At 71.8% G+C, this 17928-nt stretch carries 18 protein-coding genes; 13 read left to right on the plus strand and 5 right to left on the minus strand.

Annotation, left to right across the window (positions count from 1 at the left end):
• Nucleotides 1–26: 26 nt before the first annotated feature.
• From pknB to bfr, 4 genes are read left to right on the plus strand one after another with little or no spacing between them, the layout of a single operon-like run.
• The gene (gene pknB, locus AC5L36_RS33435; RefSeq protein ID WP_441224672.1) at nucleotides 27–1985 is read left to right on the plus strand and encodes a Stk1 family PASTA domain-containing Ser/Thr kinase; all 1959 of its coding nucleotides are present in this window, start codon (nucleotides 27–29) and stop codon (nucleotides 1983–1985) included.
• Nucleotides 1972–2904, plus strand: a complete 933-nt coding sequence (locus tag AC5L36_RS33440; RefSeq protein ID WP_441224670.1) for a deoxyribonuclease IV — start codon at nucleotides 1972–1974, stop codon at nucleotides 2902–2904. The genes pknB and AC5L36_RS33440 overlap by 14 nt, the downstream gene beginning before the upstream one ends.
• Nucleotides 2905–2960: 56 nt before the next feature.
• On the plus strand, nucleotides 2961–3152 hold the full coding sequence (locus AC5L36_RS33445; protein ID WP_441224668.1) for a (2Fe-2S)-binding protein: 192 nt from the start codon (nucleotides 2961–2963) through the stop codon (nucleotides 3150–3152).
• 54 nt (nucleotides 3153–3206) lie between these two features.
• Entirely contained in the window at nucleotides 3207–3689 is a 483-nt protein-coding gene (gene bfr, locus AC5L36_RS33450) for a bacterioferritin (protein WP_441224666.1), read from the plus strand.
• 4 nt (nucleotides 3690–3693) lie between these two features.
• Here the strand turns inward: bfr and AC5L36_RS33455 are convergent, their stop codons facing one another.
• Entirely contained in the window at nucleotides 3694–4230 is a 537-nt protein-coding gene (locus tag AC5L36_RS33455; RefSeq protein WP_441224664.1) for an SRPBCC family protein, read from the minus strand.
• 51 nt (nucleotides 4231–4281) lie between these two features.
• Between AC5L36_RS33455 and AC5L36_RS33460 the strand changes: the two genes are divergently transcribed.
• Nucleotides 4282–4851, plus strand: a complete 570-nt coding sequence (locus AC5L36_RS33460) for a GNAT family N-acetyltransferase (RefSeq protein ID WP_441224662.1) — start codon at nucleotides 4282–4284, stop codon at nucleotides 4849–4851.
• A gap of 320 nt (nucleotides 4852–5171) precedes the next feature.
• Here the strand turns inward: AC5L36_RS33460 and AC5L36_RS33465 are convergent, their stop codons facing one another.
• The 3 genes from AC5L36_RS33465 to AC5L36_RS33475 are packed head-to-tail and all read right to left on the minus strand — an operon-like array spanning nucleotide 5172 to nucleotide 8433.
• Nucleotides 5172–6200 (minus strand): threonine aldolase family protein, encoded by a 1029-nt coding sequence (locus AC5L36_RS33465; RefSeq protein ID WP_441224660.1) that lies wholly within the window; start codon nucleotides 6198–6200, stop codon nucleotides 5172–5174.
• Complete coding sequence (locus AC5L36_RS33470) at nucleotides 6193–7584, minus strand: class II 3-deoxy-7-phosphoheptulonate synthase (protein WP_441224659.1); 1392 nt, start codon at nucleotides 7582–7584, stop codon at nucleotides 6193–6195. The genes AC5L36_RS33465 and AC5L36_RS33470 overlap by 8 nt, the downstream gene beginning before the upstream one ends.
• Before the next feature lie 57 nt (nucleotides 7585–7641).
• On the minus strand, nucleotides 7642–8433 hold the full coding sequence (locus AC5L36_RS33475; RefSeq protein ID WP_441224657.1) for a DUF6807 domain-containing protein: 792 nt from the start codon (nucleotides 8431–8433) through the stop codon (nucleotides 7642–7644).
• 80 nt (nucleotides 8434–8513) lie between these two features.
• On the opposite strand from AC5L36_RS33475, the gene AC5L36_RS33480 reads away from it, so the two are divergent.
• The 6 genes from AC5L36_RS33480 to AC5L36_RS33505 all read left to right on the plus strand — a co-directional run bounded on the left by AC5L36_RS33480 (nucleotide 8514) and on the right by AC5L36_RS33505 (nucleotide 15470).
• Nucleotides 8514–9545 (plus strand): LacI family DNA-binding transcriptional regulator, encoded by a 1032-nt coding sequence (locus tag AC5L36_RS33480; protein ID WP_441224655.1) that lies wholly within the window; start codon nucleotides 8514–8516, stop codon nucleotides 9543–9545.
• 75 nt (nucleotides 9546–9620) lie between these two features.
• Complete coding sequence (locus AC5L36_RS33485; protein ID WP_441224653.1) at nucleotides 9621–9965, plus strand: L-rhamnose mutarotase; 345 nt, start codon at nucleotides 9621–9623, stop codon at nucleotides 9963–9965.
• Nucleotides 9958–11118 carry an L-rhamnose isomerase gene (rhaI, locus tag AC5L36_RS33490; protein WP_441224651.1) on the plus strand — a complete coding sequence of 387 codons (1161 nt, stop codon included), beginning with the start codon at nucleotides 9958–9960 and terminating at the stop codon, nucleotides 11116–11118. The genes AC5L36_RS33485 and rhaI overlap by 8 nt, the downstream gene beginning before the upstream one ends.
• A 4-nt stretch (nucleotides 11119–11122) precedes the next feature.
• Nucleotides 11123–13153 carry a bifunctional aldolase/short-chain dehydrogenase gene (locus AC5L36_RS33495; protein ID WP_441224650.1) on the plus strand — a complete coding sequence of 677 codons (2031 nt, stop codon included), beginning with the start codon at nucleotides 11123–11125 and terminating at the stop codon, nucleotides 13151–13153.
• Nucleotides 13150–14586, plus strand: coding sequence for a rhamnulokinase (locus AC5L36_RS33500; protein ID WP_441224649.1), 1437 nt, complete (start codon nucleotides 13150–13152; stop codon nucleotides 14584–14586). The genes AC5L36_RS33495 and AC5L36_RS33500 overlap by 4 nt, the downstream gene beginning before the upstream one ends.
• A gap of 80 nt (nucleotides 14587–14666) precedes the next feature.
• Entirely contained in the window at nucleotides 14667–15470 is an 804-nt protein-coding gene (locus tag AC5L36_RS33505; RefSeq protein WP_441224648.1) for a carbohydrate-binding protein, read from the plus strand.
• Here AC5L36_RS33505 and AC5L36_RS33510 read toward each other — a convergent pair.
• Complete coding sequence (locus AC5L36_RS33510; protein ID WP_441224646.1) at nucleotides 15459–16595, minus strand: Glu/Leu/Phe/Val family dehydrogenase; 1137 nt, start codon at nucleotides 16593–16595, stop codon at nucleotides 15459–15461. The genes AC5L36_RS33505 and AC5L36_RS33510 overlap by 12 nt on opposite strands.
• Before the next feature lie 105 nt (nucleotides 16596–16700).
• Between AC5L36_RS33510 and AC5L36_RS33515 the strand changes: the two genes are divergently transcribed.
• Complete coding sequence (locus AC5L36_RS33515; RefSeq protein WP_441224645.1) at nucleotides 16701–17345, plus strand: class I SAM-dependent methyltransferase; 645 nt, start codon at nucleotides 16701–16703, stop codon at nucleotides 17343–17345.
• A gap of 15 nt (nucleotides 17346–17360) precedes the next feature.
• Nucleotides 17361–17906: a tetratricopeptide repeat protein gene (locus AC5L36_RS33520; RefSeq protein ID WP_441224643.1), complete on the plus strand. Its 546-nt coding sequence runs from the start codon at nucleotides 17361–17363 to the stop codon at nucleotides 17904–17906.
• Nucleotides 17907–17928: the final 22 nt, after the last annotated feature.

Consider the following 17928-nt stretch of genomic DNA (forward strand, 5'->3'; position numbering starts at 1 on the left):
CTGAGGAAGACATAGACTGCCTGCCGATGGAGATACAGGTCGCCGACACTTTGCTGGGCACGCTGGTCGACGGGCGCTACCGCATCCGCGGTCGGGTCGCCCGTGGCGGCATGGCGACCGTCTACATGGGTGTCGACGAGCGGCTCGAGCGCACGGTCGCCCTCAAGATAATCAACCCGGCCCAGGTCCGCGAGGCGCGCTTCGTCGAGCGGTTCACCGACGAGGCCAAGACGATCGCGCTGCTCACCCACCCCAACGTGGTGGCCGTCTACGACCAGGGCACCCACGGCGGCCTGCCCTACCTCGTGATGGAGTACGTGCGCGGGCGCACCCTCCGCGACGTGCTGGCCGAGCGCGGCCGGCTCAACCCAGGCGAGGCGCTGGCGATCCTGGAGCAGATGCTCTCGGCGATCGCGGCCGCCCACCGGGCCGGGCTCGTCCACCGCGACGTCAAGCCGGAAAACGTGCTGGTGGCCGAGGCGCCGAGCGGCGGTTCGGGAAACCTCGTCGACAGCGTGGTCAAGGTCGCCGACTTCGGTCTCGCCCGCGCGGTCGAGGCCAGCGCCGAGGACGAGGCCGGCGGCCAGCTGATGGCCACGGTGGCATACGTGGCGCCCGAGCTCGTCACCAACGGTCACGCCGACGCGCGCACCGACGTGTACTCGGCGGGCATCGTGCTCTTCGAGATGCTCACCGGCCGCGTGCCGTACGACGGCGACAAGCCGGTCGAGGTCGCTTGGCAGCACGTCGACCGCGACGTGCCGCCGCCCTCCTCGATCGTGCACAACCTGCCCGAGGCGCTCGACGACCTCGTCGCCCGCGCCACCCGGCGCGACCCGGGCGCCCGGCCGACCGACGCCGGCGCGCTGCTCGCCGAGGTGCAGCAGGTCCGCGACGACCTGGGAAACTCGGCCAACGCGAGCACCGCCGTGCTGCGGCAGGTGGCCCAGCCCACCCAGATCGTCGCTCCGATCTCACCGGTCGACCGGCCCTCGTGGGCCCGGCTGCCGGAGCAGAAGCCGCAGCCGACGCGCCGCGGCCGCCGCGCCGCACCGCCGCCCCCGGAGGGCATCGGCGAGCGGCTGGGCAGCATCCGCCTGCGGCTGCTCGGCGACCCGCGCGCCCGCCTGGCGGTCGTGGCCGCCGCCGCGGTCCTGCTGCTGCTCGCGGTGATCGGCATCTGGTGGGCCGGCTTCGGCCGCTACACGGTCGCCCCGCAGCTGGTCAGCATGAGCAAGGCCGAGGCGGAAGCACGGGCCGCGAGCGGTGGCTTCGAGATCCAGTACGCCGACGGTCGATACGACGAACAGGTCGCCAAAGACGTCGTGCTCGCGCAGGATCCGCCGTCGACGTCGCGGATCGTCAAGGGCGGCACGCTCACGCTCACCCTCTCGCTCGGCCCGGAGCGCTACGACGTCCCCGACGTGGTAGGCAAGGACCTCGCCCAGGCCAAGGCCGACATCGAGGGCGCCAAGCTGGTGCTCAAGGAGGGCCCGGCCAAGTTCGACGACAAGCTCCCCAAGGGCGTCGTCCTGGCCGTCAACCCGGAGGCCGGCACCCAGGTCAAGCCCGGCACGACGGTGACCGTGACGGTCAGCAAGGGCCGCGCGCCGATCACCGTGCCCGAGGTCGTCGGCAAGAACATCAACGACGCCCGCGCGCAGCTGCAAGCGCTCGGCCTGGTGGTCGTCGAGCAGTACAAGGACGACAACAGGGCCAAGGACGAGGTGATCGCGCAGACCCCGACCAGCGGCTCGGGCGTCGAGCAGGGCGCGGAGATCAAGCTCGAGGTCAGCAAGGGCCCGCCGCTGGTCACCGTCTCGCGGGTCATCGACCTGCCCTGCCAGCAGGGCAAGCAGGTGCTGGAGGGCCAGGGCCTGCGGGTGCGGATCGACTTCAACCCCAACGGTGTCGTCCGCATCCAGAACCCGACGGAAAACACCCAGGTCGCGCCCGGCAGCGAGGTCGTCATTGGGTGCTTCTAAGCCCGCCGCCCGCACCCGGCCGAGGAGACGGCCCGCGGCGCGGGCCGGCGAGCCGGCAAAACCGCGGCCCGTCGGCTCCCACACCCCCACGGCGGGCGGGCTGGCCAAGGCCGCCTTGCCCTACGTCGACGGCGCCGGGTCCGAGGTCGCCCAGGTCTACGTCTCCAACTCCCGGGGCTGGGCGCTGCCGCCCGGCGACCCGGCGCAGGACGAGGCGTTTCAGGCCGGGTGCGCCGAGCGCGGGCTGGCCGCGTACATCCACGCCTCCCTGCTGGTCAACCTCGGCTCGCCGACGGCCGCCACGGTCGAGCGGTCGGCGGAGACCCTCGCCCACGCGCTGGCCCGGGGCGCGGCGATCGGCGCCGCCGGGGTGGTCTTCCATGCCGGCAGCGCGGTCGACGAGGGCCACGCGAGCGTGGCGCTGAAGCAGATGGGCGAGGCGCTGCTCCCCCTGCTCGACCGGGCCGCGGCGACCGGTGAGCCCAAGCTGCTCGTCGAGCCGACCGCTGGTGGCGGCCGCTCGCTGGCCTCGAAGATGGAGCACCTGGGGCCGTACCTCGACGCGGTCGACCGCCACCCCTGGCTGGGCGTCTGCTTCGACACCTGCCACGCCTGGGCGGCCGGCCACGACCTTGGCACGCCGGGCGGCATGGCCGCGACTCTCGACGCGCTCGTCGCGGCGGCGGGCCCCGATCGGCTGTGGCTCGTACACGCCAACGACTCCCGCGACCCGTGCGGCTCCACCCGCGATCGGCACGAGACGATCGGCAAGGGCATGATCGGCGAGGCCGCCTTCGGCGAGTTGATGCGCCACCCGGCGACCGCCGGCGTACCCGTGGTGGTGGAAACACCCACCGAGGGATTTGTGGGCCATGCCTCGGACATTGCGCACCTAAAGAGTCTCCGCGCCCTTGCGTGACCTGGCACTTTAGGGCACCCTTACTGAGGCCAGGCTAACCACAGTAAGGGCTGTCTATGTACGTCTGCATCTGCGCCCGTGTCCGCGAGGGCGAGGTCCGCACCGCCATCCGGCTGGGGGCGCGCTCCGAGGAGTCCGTGGGCGACGCGTGCGGCGCCGGCACCGGCTGTGGCACCTGCCTGGACCGCATCTGTGACTTGATCGACGAGGAGAACTCCGCCGACACGCTGCTGCCACTGGCTGCCTGACCTGCGATAGGGCGTAGGCTCACCCCCACACGTTCACCTGTGGGGGTCTTCGGCATGCAAGGCGACGCTCGCGTCATCGAGTTTCTCAACGAACAGTTGACCGCGGAGCTGACCGCGATCAACCAGTACTTCCTGCACGCCAAGATGCAGGAAAACTGGGGCTACACCAAGCTCGCCAAGCACACGAAGCACGAGTCGATCGACGAGATGCGCCACGCCGAGGTGCTGACCGATCGCATCCTCTTCCTCGAGGGCCTGCCCAACTACCAGAAACTCTTCGCGCTCCGGATCGGCGAGACGGTCAAGGAGCAGTTCGAGTGCGACATGAAGATCGAGGTGGAGGCGGTCGACCGGCTGCGCCGCGGCATCGAGTACATGCGCTCGATCGGCGACGTGACCTCGGCCAAGATCTTCGAGGACATCCTCGAAGACGAGGAGCACCACGTCGACTACCTGGAGACCCAGCTCGGCCTCATCGAAAAGCTGGGCGAGGCGCTCTACCTGCAAAACGTGACCGAGCACCCCGACCCGTCGTAGCGGCTCAGCTCAGGTCGAGCCGCTCGGCGTAGCCGTCGCGCAGCTCCTCCCACCCGAAGTCCTTCGCCTCGTCGGCCACGATGGGCCCGATCGGCCGGCCGTCGAGCAGCAGGTCGGCCACGTCGAGGCAGATGTGCCAGCCAGCCGCGACCATCGGCACCCAGGTGCGGTCGCGCACCGTGTGCCGCAGTGTCAGCCGGGTCCCCTCCCCGGTCGGCTCCAGCTCCCAGCGCATCAGGTCGCCGCCCCAGTCGTAGACCAGCAACGCCGGCGGCAAGGCCTCCAGCACCTCACCGGGCGTGGTCTCGGGCTCCCCTTCGCCACCGAGCATCGTGAACGCCGCCGGCCCCACCCCGCCGAGGTCGCGGTCCGGCACGAACGGCGCCCACTCGCGCAGCTGCCCCGGCTCGACAAGCGCACCCCACACCTTCTCCCGGGGGTGGCGGAAGTCGCGGATGAACACCAGCGTCCACTCGTCACCCTTACCTCGCTCGGCGGCGACATCGGCCAAGGCTCCGGGCTTGTAGTCGGATCTCTCCATAAGCCCTATATTCCTCGCGAGGCATATAGCTGTCAAGGTAAGCTGGCGGCCGTGATCGAGGTACACCCGGCCGCCGCCGACCGGTGGGATGACCTGGTCGAGCTCTTCGGGCCGAGCGGGGCCTACTCGGGCTGCTGGTGCATGTGGTTTCGGGTGCCGGGCAGCGAGTTCAGCCGCAACGGCAACGCCGGCAACCGCGCCGCCCTCCAGTCGCTTGTGGACGGTGGCGAGGCGGTCGGCCTGCTCGGATACTCCGCAGGGCAGCCGGTCGGCTGGTGCACGGTCGCGCCCCGCACCGTGTACACCCGGATCCTGCGCTCCCCCGCGCTCAAGCCCGAGGAGCCGGCGGAGGCCGGCGTGTGGTCGGTGCCGTGCTTCTTCACCCGCCGCGACAGCCGCGGCGGCGGCGTGTCGGCGGCCATGCTCGACGCGGCCGTGGCGCACGCCCGAGCCGCGGGCGCGGCGGCACTTGAGGGCTACCCGGTCGACACCAGCAGCGGCCGCACGCCCCCGCCGGCCGAGCTCTACACCGGCACGGTCGCGCTCTTCACCAAGGCCGGCTTCGACATCCGCCGCCGCCCCGCGACCGGCCGCCGGGTCGTGATGCGCCGGACCCTTTAGCGAGCTACCGCGACGTCCGCCGTGGTCCAGACCGTCGCTCCCGCGGCCTCACCCGTCCGCTGTTGGTCACGGCTACCCACAAACACTCCGACCAACAGGACGCGAGAGATCACCGAGGGCTTTTGTTGCGTCACATCTGTGCTCGCGAAGGCGGCGGAGGGCTTGGCCCGCGGACCTGGCAGTGGAGGTCGGGGGTTTCGGCGAGCCTTGGCGAGCCGCCGACCGGAACGGTGCCCGCGGGAGCATACGGTCCGCAGCTGACACGGACGGGGGCAAATATGCCTCTGTAAGGCGCTACGACCACGCCGGACCCGCCAGCGCTAGGCCTTGAGGATGCGGGTCAGTGTCTCGATGGCCCGGTCGGTGCCGGCGTCGTCGATGTCGAGGTGGGTGACCAGACGCACCAGGCGGGCCCCCAGCACGCTGACAAGCACGCCGTCGGCGCGGGCCGCGGCGGCGAGGGCGGGGGCGTCGAGGGCGGCGGCGCTGAGGTCGAGGACGACGATGTTGGTGCGGACGGTGCCGCTCACCACGCCGAACGGTGCCAGCGCGTCCGCGAGCCGCGCCGCCCGCGCGTGGTCGTCGGCGAGGCGCTCGATGTGGTTGGCGAGGGCGTAGCGGCCGGCCGCGGCCAGCACGCCCGCCTGGCGCATGCCGCCGCCCAGGCGCTTGCGGATCAGCCGGCCTTCGGCGATCCGCTCGGCGCCGCCGACCACCAGCGAGCCCACCGGTGCGCCGAGGCCTTTGGAGAGGCAGACCGAGAGCGTGTCGAAGAGCCGGCCGTAGGTGGCGAGCGGCACTCCCTCGGCGACGTGGGCGTTCCAGATGCGGGCGCCGTCGCAGTGCAGCGCCACCGCGGCCTGGTCGGCGACCTGGCGGAGGCGCTCGAGCGTGGCCAGCGGGATGACCTCGCCGCCGGCGCGGTTGTGGGTCTGCTCGACGGCGATCGCCTCGGTGGCGACCACGTAGGGCGCGCGGGTGCGGATCATCGCGGCGACCACGTCCGGGTCGAGGGCGCCGCCCGCCGCCGGCCAGGTGCGGGTGGAGATGCCGCCGAGCGCGGCGGCGGCGCCCACCTCGTACGTCACCACGTGGGCATCGGCGTCGCACAGCAGCTCGCTGGCGCGCGGGGTGACGAGCTGGAGCGCGATCTGGTTGGCCATCGAGCCGGTCGGCGTGAAGAGCGCCGCCTCGTGGCCGAAGAGCGCGGCGACCTCGGCCTCCAGCGCGTTGACCGTCGGGTCTTCGCCGTAGACGTCGTCGCCCAGGTCGGCCTCGCCGATCGCCCGCCACATGCCGGGGGTGGGCTTGGTGACGGTGTCCGAGCGCAGGTCGACGGTCTCAGCCACGAAGCATCTCCGCCACGAGGAAGGCCAGCTCCAGCGACTGCTGGGTGTTGAGGCGGGGGTCGCAGGCCGTCTCGTACCGGTCGGGCAGGTGCACGTCTTCGATCGCCTGCGCGCCGCCGAGGCACTCGGTGACGTCTTCGCCGGTCAGCTCGATGTGCAGGCCGCCCGGGTGGGTGTTGAGGTTGCGGTGCACTTCGAAGTAGCCCAGCACCTCGTCGACGATCCGGTCGAAGTGGCGGGTCTTGTATCCGTTGGACGACTCGATCGTGTTGCCGTGCATCGGGTCGCACTGCCAGACCACCTTGGCGCCGCTCGCGGTGACCTTCTCCACGATCGGCGGGAGGGCGTCGCGCACCTTGTGGTTGCCCATCCGGGAGACGAGCGTGAGGCGGCCCGGCACGTTGTCCGGGTTGAGCTTTTCGCACAGCTCGATCGCCTGCTCCGGCGTGGTGGTCGGGCCGAGCTTGACGCCGATCGGGTTGGCCAGGCGCGACACGAAGTCGATGTGCGCGCCGTCGATCTGCCGCGTGCGCTCGCCCACCCACAGGAAATGGCCGGACAGCCCGTACGCCCGGCCGCCGGCGACCCGGGTGAGCGCCCGGTCGTACTCCAGCGCCAGCGCCTCGTGCGAGCAGTAGAGCGTGACGGTGCGCAGCGCGTCGTCGTCGGTCATGCCGCACGCCTGGATGAACGCGAGGGCCCGGTCGATCTCCCGCGCGATCGCCTCGTAGCGCTCGCCGGCGGGCGAGTCGCGCACGAAGCCTTTGTTCCAGTCGTGGACGGCGTGCAGGTCGGCGAGCCCGCCGCCGAGGTAGGCGCGGAGCATGTTCATCGCGGCGGCCGAGTTGGCGTACGCCCGGATCATCCGCTGCGGATCGGCCACCCGCGCCTCGGGCGTGGCGTCCAGCGAGTTGATCAGGTCGCCCCGGTAGGCCGGCAGGCCCAGTGCGTCGGTCAGCGCCGATCGCGGCTTGGTGTACTGGCCGGCGACCCGGGCCACCTTCACCACGGGGAGCGACGCCCCGTATGTGAGTACGACCGCCATCTGGAGCAGCGTGCGCGCGTTGGCGGAGAGGTGGCTGTCGGTGTTGTCGGCGAACGTCTCGGCACAGTCGCCGCCCTGAAGCAGAAACGCCTCGCCCGCCGCCACGAGCGCGAGCCGATCGCGCAGCTGGTCGACCTCGTATGGCGCGACGATGGGCGGCACGTTGTCGAGCACGGCGCACACCTCGTCGACCACGGCTACGTCCGGCCACGGCGGCGTCTGTGCCCTCGGCAGGGTCCTCCAGCGGTCAAGGCCCAACGCCCTGACCTCGGGAGAGTCGTCGGTCGGGCGTCCGATCTCGAGCCCGGGATTACGAACCTGGTGCCACTCCTGGCGCATGCATGAGAGCCTACGGCGCCCTTCCGCCGGGCCGGCACCCAACCCGTCCGTCGCCCGTCATTGAATGGTTTCACGCTCCAGGGCGCCGTCCGCCACGAGCACGCTGTACCGCCGGCTGAGCGTGCCGCCGGCCGGTATGGTCAGCGGGCGCTCCCAGGCCAGAGCCGCGCACACGCCCGGATAGTCGGCCGCCCGCACGAACCAGCGGTCGTCGCCCTCGATCCCGGTGAAGACGAGCGTGTAGCCGGCGCCCCGTACGGCCAGCCACGGATCGGCGCTGCCGTTGCACTTCTCCTCGCCATCCACAGTGGACGTGAAGACTTCCGGCACGCCCGGCGCCAGGCGCCAGAAGAAGCCGCCGTAGCCGGCGCCGCCGGGGCGGCCGTTGGTCGCCGGGCTGCCCAGTGTCACCGCCGCGCCGGGCGGGGCGGCGAGCGTGAAGGCGAAGTCGAGGGTCCAGCCCAGCGGGGCGGGCGAGGCGGTGACGACCCGTTCTTCGACGAGCAGGGTCTCCCCGGCGCGGTCCAGCCACCGCAGCCGCGCGGCCAGCCGCTCGTCCGACTGATCCAGCCACTCGTCGTGCGCGATGCGGCCGTGGTCGTCGAGCCAGGTGTAGCCGGTGCCCCGGACATACGTGCGGCCGCCCCACAGGTTGGTGCCGTCGACGTCCTGCATGGCGACGCTCACGCCCAGGTGCCAGCGGTGGTCCTCGGGGAGCACGTCGGTCACGGTCACGCCGCCCAGCGTGCGCACCGGGTGCAGGTACGGCCGGGGACCGTGCTCTGGGTCGACCTCGGGCGCCACGACGTAGTCCGCGACCGGCCGTCCGGCTACCTGCAACTCCACCATGTCGTCCTCTCGGAAAGCGCTTGCCTATACTCATGGCACACTACGGTGTGGAAAAGCGGGACGGCAGACGGGAGCCACGGGTGGCGGGACCAGCGGTGAGCATCCGCGACGTGGCCAACCACGCTGGAGTCTCCGTTGGCACTGTCTCCAACGTCCTCAACCGGCCGGACATCGTCGCGCCCACGACGCGTTCGCGCGTGCTGGCCGCGATCACCGAGCTGGGCTTCGTGCCCAACGACGCCGCCCGCCAACTGCGCCGCGGCCGCGGCCGCACCCTCGGCCTGGTCGTCCTCGACGTCGCCAACCCCTTCTTCACCGACGTCGCCAAAGGCGTCGAAGACACCACCGGCGCCGCCGGCATGGCCGTCATCTTCTGCAACAGCGACGGCGACCTCACCAAAGAAAACGCCTACCTCGACCTCCTCGAAGAACAACGCGTCCAAGGCGTCCTCATCACCCCCATCGACGACGCCAGCCAACGCCTCCACCGCCTCCGCGACCGCGGCGTGCTCGTGGTCCTGCTCGACCGGCGGTCACCGCAGGCCGACCTCTGCTCGGTCTCCGTCGACGACCGGCTCGGTGGCGAGCTGGCGATGCGACACCTGGTGGAGAGCGGCCACCGGCGGATCGCCTTCGTCGGCGGACCGCACCGCCTGGAGCAGGTCCGCGACCGCTACGACGGGGCGCTCCAAGCGCTCGAGGACGCGGGGTTGAGCGAAGACGAGCACCTGCGCCGGTACGACACACCCGCCCTCACCGTTGTCGCCGGACGCGACGCCGCGGCCCGCATCCTCGGCCAGCCGAAAAACTCCCGGGCCACCGCCGTCTTCTGCGCCAACGACCTGCTCGCCCTCGGCGTGCTCCAGGGCCTGACCCGCCAGCAGGTGCGGGTGCCCGACGACATCGCCCTGGTCGGCTACGACGACATCGAGTTCGCCGCCGCCGCGGCCGTGCCCCTCTCCTCCGTCCGCCAACCACGCCAACGCCTCGGACAGACCGCCGCCGGACTCCTGCTCGACGAGGCCAACCAGCCCGAAACCCACCAGCACCAACAGGTCGTCTTCGAGCCCGAGCTCGTTGTGCGGGAGTCCAGCCAGTTCATCCGTCCTTGACATGCGCGCGACGGCGCTCGTATGTTTGTGGACAACCACTTGAAACGGTTCATTCAGCGCCTGGGAGCTAGCCGAGTGCGACGTGTCTGCTTCATCCTTCGGGTCAAGCCGGACCGGCTTGCCGAGTACCGGGAGCGCCACGCCGCCGTGTGGCCCGACATGCTCCGTGCCCTCCGCGACGCCGGCTGGCACGACTACTCGCTCTTCCTGCACGACGACGGCCTGCTCGTCGGCCACTTCCGCACCGACGACCTCGCGGCCTCGCTCGCCGCGATGGAGCGCACCGACGTCAACGCGCGCTGGCAGGCCGAGATGGCGCCGTTCTTCGAAGACCTCGGGGGCCGCCGGCCGGACGAGGGCTTCACGGTGCTCCCCGAGATCTTCAACCTAGAAACCCAGCTGGAGGCCCTCGATGACTGAAGCGGTACGCGCGGCGCTCCGAGCCCAGCGGATCGAGTTGCCGTCGTGGGCGTTCGGCAACTCGGGCACACGGTTCAAGGTGTTCGCGCAGCAGGGTGTGCCGCGCACGCCGTACGAGAAGATCGAGGACGCGGCCCAGGTGCACCGGTACACCGGTGTCGCGCCCACCGTGGCGTTGCACATCCCGTGGGACAAGGTCGACGACTACACCCACCTGGCCGCGTTCGCCAAGGAGCATGGTGTCGGGCTGGGCACGATCAACGCGAACGTGTTCCAGGACAACGACTACATGCTCGGCTCGGTGACCAACCCCGACCCGGCGATCCGGCGCAAGGCCACCGACCACCTGCTGGAGTGTGTGGACATCGCCGCCCAGATCGGTGTGCGGGACGTGAAGCTGTGGTTTTCCGACGGCACCAACTACCCCGGCCAGGACAGCATCCGCGCCCGCCAGGACCGCTTGGCCGAGGCGCTCCAGGAGACCTACGACGCGTTGGGCGACGACCAGCGGCTGCTGCTGGAGTACAAGCTGTTCGAACCCGCCTTCTACACCACCGACGTCCCGGACTGGGGCACCGCCTACGCCCACTGCCTACGGCTGGGCCCGAAGGCGGAGGTGGTGATCGACACCGGCCACCACGCCCCGGGCACCAACATCGAGTTCATCGTCGCGTTCCTGCTCCGCGAGGCAAAGCTCGGCGCCTTCGACTTCAACTCGCGCTTCTACGCCGACGACGACCTGATGGTGGGGTCGGCGGACCCGTTCCAGCTGTTCCGGATCATGCACGAGATCGTCCTGGCGGACGCGCTCAAGCCGGAGGCGGGGATCGCGTTCATGCTCGACCAGTGCCACAACATCGAGCCCAAGATCCCGGCGCAAATCCGCTCGGTCATGAACGTCCAGGAAGCCACGGCCAAAGCCCTGCTGGTCGACCACGACGCCCTCGCCGCCGCCCAAAACAGCGGTGACGTGCTCGGCGCGAACGCGGTCTTCATGGACGCCTACAACACCGACGTGCGCCCCCTGCTGGCCGAGGTCCGGCAGGAGATGGGTCTGGAGGCCGACCCGATCGCCGCCTACAAGGGGTCGGGTTACGCAGACAAGATCGTCGCCGAACGGGTCGGCGGCCAGCAAGCCGGATGGGGAGCCTGAACTCGTGTCCACGGTTGACGACCTGATCGCCCGATCCAACCGGCTCGGCGCCGACCGGCGCAACACCAACTACGCCGGCGGCAACACCTCCGCCAAGGGCACCGACACCGACCCGGTCACCGGCCAGCCGGTCGACCTGGTGTGGGTCAAGGGCTCCGGCGGCGACCTCGGCACGCTGACACCGGCCGGCCTGGCGGTGCTGCGGCTCGACCGGCTGCGCGCGCTCGTCGACGTCTACCCCGGCGTCGAACGCGAAGACGAGATGGTGGCCGCGTTCGACTACTGCCTGCACGGGCGGGGTGGCGCCGCGCCCTCGATCGACACCGCGATGCACGGTCTGGTGGAGGCCGCGCACGTCGACCACCTGCACCCGGACGCCGGCATCGCGTTCGCGACCGCGGCCGACGGCGAGGCGCTGACCAAGGAGTGCTTCGGTGACCGGGTGGTGTGGCTGCCCTGGCGGCGGCCCGGCTTCCAGCTCGGCCTCGACATCGCCGCCGTCAAGCAGGCCAACGCCCGCGCGATCGGCGTGATCCTCGGCGGCCACGGCATCACCGCGTGGGGTGCCACCAGCGAGGAGTGCGAGGCCAACTCGCTGGAGATCATCCGCACCGCGCAGGCCTTCGTCGACGAGCGCGGCCGCCCCGAGCCGTTCGGTCCGATCGTCGACGGGTACACCGCGCTGCCCGAAGCCGAGCGGCACGCCCGCGCCGCCGCGCTCGCCCCGATCGTCCGCGGCCTGGCCAGCACCGACCGGCGGCAGGTCGGCCACTACACCGACACCGACCAGGTGCTCGACTTCCTGGCCCGCGCCGAGCACCAGCGCCTCGCCGCGCTCGGCACCTCGTGCCCGGACCACTTCCTGCGTACCAAGGTGCGCCCGCTCGTGCTCGACCTGCCGCCGACCGCGCCCCTCGACGAGGTGACGACCCGGCTCAAGCAGCTGCACGCGCAGTACCGCGCCGAGTACGCCGCCTACTACGCGCAGCACGCCGCGCCCGACAGCCCGCCGATGCGCGGCGCCGACCCGGCGATCGTGCTGGTCCCCGGCGTCGGCATGTTCTCGTACGGCGCCAACAAGCAGACCGCCCGCGTCGCCGGCGAGTTCTACCTCAACGCGATCAACGTGATGCGCGGCGCCGAGGCCATCTCCACGTACCAGCCGATCAGCGAGGCGGAGAAGTTCCGCATCGAGTACTGGGCCCTCGAAGAGGCCAAGCTCCAGCGCATGCCCAAGCCCAAGCCGCTCGCCACGAGGATCGCGCTGGTGACCGGCGGCGGCTCGGGCATCGGCCGGGCGATCGCGCTCCGGCTCGCCGCCGAGGGCGCCTGCGTGGTCGTCGCGGACCGCAACGCGGAGGGCGCGGCCACCGTCGCCGCCGAGATCGGTGGTACCGACGCCGCCGTGCCCGTGACCGTCGACGTCACCGACACCGCCGCGGTACAGGAGGCGATCCGGCAGGCGTTGCTCGCGTTCGGCGGGCTCGACCTGGTGGTCAACAACGCCGGCCTCTCCATCTCCAAGTCGCTGCTGGAGACCACCGACGCCGACTGGGACATCCAGCACGGCGTGATGGCGCGCGGGTCGTTCCTCGTCTCGCGGGAGGCCGCGCGGGCGCTCGTCGACCAGGGCATGGGCGGCGACATCGTCTACATCTCCAGCAAGAACAGCGTCTTCGCCGGCCCCAACAACGTCGCCTACGGCGCCGCCAAAGCAGACCAGGCCCATCAGGTACGCCTGCTCGCCGCCGAGCTCGGCGCGCACGGCATCCGGGTCAACGGCGTCAACCCCGACGGCGTCGTCCGCGGCTCCGGCATCTTCGCGAGCGGGTGGGGCGCCCAGCGGGCGGCCACCTACGGCATCCCGGAGGAGGAGCTCGGCGCTTTCTACGCCCAGCGCACACTCCTCAAGCGGGAGGTCCTGCCCGAGCACGTGGCCAACGCGGTCTTCGCGCTCACGGCCGGCGACCTGACCCACACCACCGGCCTGCACGTGCCGGTCGACGCCGGCGTCGCGGCCGCGTTCCTGCGATGAACACGGCGACCGTCGCGGCCGTCGACCTCGGCGCGGCCAGCGGCCGGGTGATGGTCGCCTCGGTCGCGGCCGACAGGTTGGCGCTGGCCGAGGCGCACCGCTTCGACAACGGCCCCGTGCGGCTGCTCGACACGCTGCACTGGGACGCGCTGCGCCTGTACACGGAGGTGCTCACCGGGCTGCGCATGGCCGCGGCCCGGCACCCCGACCTGGCGAGCGTCGGCATCGACTCGTGGGCGGTCGACTACGGCCTGCTCGACCGCGACGGCGCGCTGCTCGGCAACCCGGTGCACTACCGCGACGCGCGCACCGACGGCGTGATGGACACGGTCGTCGCCAAGCTCGGCGCCGAGTGGCTGTACGGCACGACCGGCCTCCAGCTGCTGCCCTTCAACACCCTCTTCCAGCTCTCGGCCGCCGCGGACACCGCCGGGCTGGCGGCCGCCGAGCGGATGCTGCTCATGCCGGACCTCCTCTCCTACTGGCTCACCGGCGTCGCCGGCACCGAGGTCACGAACGCCTCCACGACCCAGCTGCTCGATGTGCGTACCCGGGAATGGTCGTCGGATCTGATCGCCCGCGCGGGCCTGCCGGCGCGGCTCTTCGGCGAGCTGAGACGGCCGGGCGATCCCGCCGGCGTGGTCCGGGAGATGGACCTGCCCGTGACCGCCGTCGGCTCGCACGACACGGCCTCCGCGGTGGTCGCGGTGCCGGCCGAGGGTGAGCGGTTCGCCTACATCTCCTGCGGCACCTGGTCGCTGGTCGGCGTCGAGCTGCCTGAGCCGGTGCTCAGCGAGGCGAGCCGCGCGGCCAACTTCACCAACGAGGCCGGCGTCGACGGCACGGTCCGCTACCTGCGCAACGTGATGGGGCTGTGGGTGCTCCAGGAGTCGATGCGCGCGTGGGGGGCGGCGGAGGTGGCCGACCTCCTGGCGGCCGCCGCCCGGGAGCCCGCGCTCGGCACGCTCGTCGACGTCGACGACCCCGTCTTCCTGCCGCCGGGCGACATGCCGGCCCGCATCGCCGCCGCGTGCCAGGCCAGCGGGCAGCCGGTACCCTCGTCGCCCGCCGCGTTCACACGGTGCATTGTGGACAGTCTGGCGCTCGCCCACCGCCGTGCCGTGCGGGAGGCGTGCGCGCTCTCCGGCCGCGACGTCGACGCGGTGCACATCGTGGGCGGCGGCGCGCGAAACGAGTTGCTCTGCCAGCTCACCGCCGACGCCTGCGGGCTGCCCGTGGTCGCCGGCCCGGTCGAGGCGACCGCGCTCGGTAACGCGCTGGTGCAGGCGCGCGCACTCGGTGTCGTAGAAGGCGGTCTGGACGACCTGCGTGCCCTGCTGCGGCGCACCCAGGAGCTGCGGTCCTACCAGCCCACACCGGGTGCGGAGGCGGCGTGGCGGGCGGCCGAGGCACGGGTGCACCCCTCCTCCTGAGTCGCCAGACAGTTCGCGTACCCTCACTCCGGCGGCGCCGGGCGCCCTCGATCATTCCATAATGGACAGAGGGGGCGGCGGTGTCCGAAGCGGGCAGCGAGGAGACGGCGGAGTTCCGCACCCTCGACGCCCCGACCCAGCAGCTGCCCGCGGTGATCCCGGCGATGGCGCACGTTTCCCCGGATGTGACCACGCACAGACCGGGCCTGGCTCGGCGGTGGCTGTGGCCGCTGCTGGTGCTGGCCGCCGCGGCGCTGGCGAGCATCCCGATCGCGCTGTTCGGCACATCCGACGGTCCCTCTTCGCCGCGCGGCCAGGCACCGCCCCTCCAGTGGCCGCCCGACGTCTCGGCCGTCTCCGAGTCGCCGGCGCCGTCGCCGTCCACGCCGGAAGCGCCGGTGGCACCACCCCCTGCTCCCCCACCCGCCGAGGAGGAAGCCGCCCCGCCCCGGGGCACGACCTCGCCCAGCCCGCCGCCGACGCCGGCCACGCCGACCTCGTACGAGGCGGAGGCGCGGGGCAACCGCCTGGGTGGCCGCGCCGCGCCACGCGAACTGGACGGCGCGTCCGGCGGCAGCGTGGTGGGCTGGGTCGGCGAAGGCCGCGACAACACGCTCACGTTCACCGGCGTGACGACGGTGGCGGCCGGGCCGCACCGGGTGACGATCTACTACGTCAGCCGGGAGCGCCGGGCCGCCGCCGTCGAGGTGAACGGCGCCTTCGCCACCGTGGTCGACTTCCCGCCCACGGGCGGCTGGGACACGGTGGGTTCGACCACGATCACACTCACCCTGCGCGCGGGTCCGAACGAGATCCAGTTCGGCAACCGATGGTCCTGGGCGCCGGACTTCGACCGCCTCGTCACGGGCGGGTTAGCGCGGTAGCTCGGCCGCTCGCTCGTTCGCCATCGCCAGCGCGGCGGCCCGGGGGGAGCCGCCGGCGCGGGCAGCGCGGTCGAGCATCTCGTTGAGCAGCCCGCGCAGCGTGGTCGAGATCTTCGCGAACGAGGCCTCCGCCGTCGGCGCGATGTCGCCGAACAGCGTCCACCACCACCAGGCGTTCGTCGCCAGGTTGGCGACGAAATCCGGGATCACCGGTACGCCCCGGGCGGTGAGCGCCGCCTCGCCACCGGCCGTGGTCGGCACGTTCGCCGCCTCCACCACCAGCCGCGCGTTGACCGCGCCGACGTTGGCCTCGGTGAGCACGTACGAGAGCGCCGCCGGCACCAGGATCTCCGCCTCGACCGCCAGCCACTCCTCCCGGGGCAGCTCGCGGTCGCCGGGTCGCAGCACGCGCCGGTCCACGCGCCCGTAGCGGTCGCGGGTGCGCAGCAGCGCCTCCACGTCGAGGCCGTCCGGATGCCACACGACCCCGAGCGCGTCGCAGATGCCCACGACGGGAACGCCGGCCCGGGCCAGGTAGCGGGCCGTGGCCCCACCCATCGAGCCGAAGCCCTGTACCACCGCCCTCGCTCTTTCCTCGATCCCGAGTCGCGCCGCCGCGGCGAGCGTCACCTCCGCGACGCCGTAGCCCCCGACCTGGTCGGCCAGGCTCACACCGTCCACGTCGACCGCGAAGCCGGCCCGCACCCGGTCGAGCGCCTCCGCCGGGTCCGGTACCAGCCGCAACGCCGCGTCGATGGTCGAGCGCAGCCCCGCCTCGAGGGCCACCTCCTCCAGCACGTCCTGCCGCACGCCGAGGTCCTCGCCCGCCGACCAGTACGACTGGAGCAGCGGCTTCATCGCGGCCACGTACCGCGCCATGACACCGCGCGCACCCGGGTCGTGGGGTGCGCAGTCGATGCCGCCCTTCCCCCCGCCGAATGGAACGTAGGCGTCGTCCGGGGAGTAGACGACAGCCTCTTTGAGGGTCATCCCGCGGGCGAGATCGCGCACCTCGTCGAGCGTGCACCCCTCGCGCATCCGCAGGCCCCCGCTGGCCGCACCGCGCACCAGCCGGTCGATGACGAGGTAGCCGTGTTTGCCGGTGACCTCGTCGGTCCACGTCACTTCCAGAAAGCTATCCTGACTCGCCACTCAGCCATCATGCTCATATTCATCGATGGATGGAGTCGGACACCGGTCAGCAAAACGGTCAATATTAGGATTCGACGGGTGACCGACTCCCTCGGCTTCGTCCAGGCGCACACCCGCCTCTCCCCGGTCCCGCTGGTGCCCGAAATCCTCCTCCACCAGGCGGAGGAGGCCATCGCCCTGTGGGAGCGGACCGAGACCTCCTCGTCCGGCCAGCAACCCCCGCCGTTCTGGGGTTTCGCCTGGGCGGGCGGCCAGGCCCTGGCCCGCTACGTCCTGGACAACCCGTCGCTGGTCACCGCCCGGCGGGTGCTGGACCTGGCGGCCGGCTCCGGCCTTGTCGCGATCGCCGCGGCGAAGGCCGGCGCCGCCTCGGTGACGGCGGTGGACATCGACCCGCTCTCGACGGCCGCCGTAGCCGCGAACGCCTCCGCCAACACGGTCACGGTGACCGCCGTCGAGCGCGACGTCCTCGACGAACGACCCGACGCCGAGGTGATCCTGGCCGGGGACGTCTTCTACAGCCGCGAGATGGCGACCCGGATGATGGCGTACTTCCAACGCGCGGTGCGGGCCGGCACGGCGGTGCTGGTCGGCGACCCCGGACGTGCATACCTACCTCCAGCCGGGCTACGAAAGCTGGCCTCCTACGAGGTCCCGGTGGTAGCGACGCTGGAGGACGCCGCGATCAAGCACACCACGGTCTGGGAGATCCTTGCCAAATAGGCTGAGCGTGAAGCGATGGACCTCGACGAGGAAACCCTGCTGCGACGCGAAAGGGTCACCGGCTCGGCGCAGGCCCTGACCCTGGGAGTCGGGATTCGGTACGGGCCGCGACCTGCGGGACGTCGGCGATTTGGAACGGTCTCAGGAGCGGCTGGCCAAGACTCTGGCCGTGGCCCGCGAGGCCCTCCCCACCGACCATCCGCTCACGCTCGCCGCCGCTCCGCCCGAGGCGACCACGACGAGGCCTGCCAGCTCGCCGAGGACGTGCTGGCCCGCTATCGCGAGGTCCGCGGCGCCGACCACCCGTTCACCCTGGCCGCGGCCAACGACCTTGCGATCTTCCGAATGCGCGTTGGCGACAGCGCGGTCGCGCGGAAGCTGATCGAGGACACGGCGGCGCGGTTCGTCCACGCCCTGGGCGCCGACCACCCGTACACGCTGATCTGCCAGATGAACCTGGCCAACGCGTGCTTCGCGGCGAACGAGATCACCGAGGCGTACCGCATCGCCGCCCAGGAGGGCAGCCGCATCGACAGCGACATCGAACCCGCCGAGACATAGGCGGAGCACACACGCTCGGGCG

The organism is Phytohabitans sp. LZ39 (assembly GCF_059359075.1).

Excerpts from the sequence above, each read along its gene's own strand:
- AC5L36_RS33500 (WP_441224649.1), top strand. The coding sequence starts at position 13,150 with ATGAACACGGCGACCGTCGCGGCCGTCGACCTCGGCGCGGCCAGCGGC.
- AC5L36_RS33475 (WP_441224657.1), bottom strand. The coding sequence starts at position 8,433 with ATGGTGGAGTTGCAGGTAGCCGGACGGCCGGTCGCGGACTACGTCGTG.
- bfr (WP_441224666.1), top strand. The coding sequence starts at position 3,207 with ATGCAAGGCGACGCTCGCGTCATCGAGTTTCTCAACGAACAGTTGACC.
- pknB (WP_441224672.1), top strand. The coding sequence starts at position 27 with ATGGAGATACAGGTCGCCGACACTTTGCTGGGCACGCTGGTCGACGGG.
- AC5L36_RS33520 (WP_441224643.1), top strand. The coding sequence starts at position 17,361 with ATGGACCTCGACGAGGAAACCCTGCTGCGACGCGAAAGGGTCACCGGC.
- rhaI (WP_441224651.1), top strand. The coding sequence starts at position 9,958 with ATGACTGAAGCGGTACGCGCGGCGCTCCGAGCCCAGCGGATCGAGTTG.
- AC5L36_RS33470 (WP_441224659.1), bottom strand. The coding sequence starts at position 7,584 with ATGCGCCAGGAGTGGCACCAGGTTCGTAATCCCGGGCTCGAGATCGGA.
- AC5L36_RS33455 (WP_441224664.1), bottom strand. The coding sequence starts at position 4,230 with ATGGAGAGATCCGACTACAAGCCCGGAGCCTTGGCCGATGTCGCCGCC.
- AC5L36_RS33445 (WP_441224668.1), top strand. The coding sequence starts at position 2,961 with ATGTACGTCTGCATCTGCGCCCGTGTCCGCGAGGGCGAGGTCCGCACC.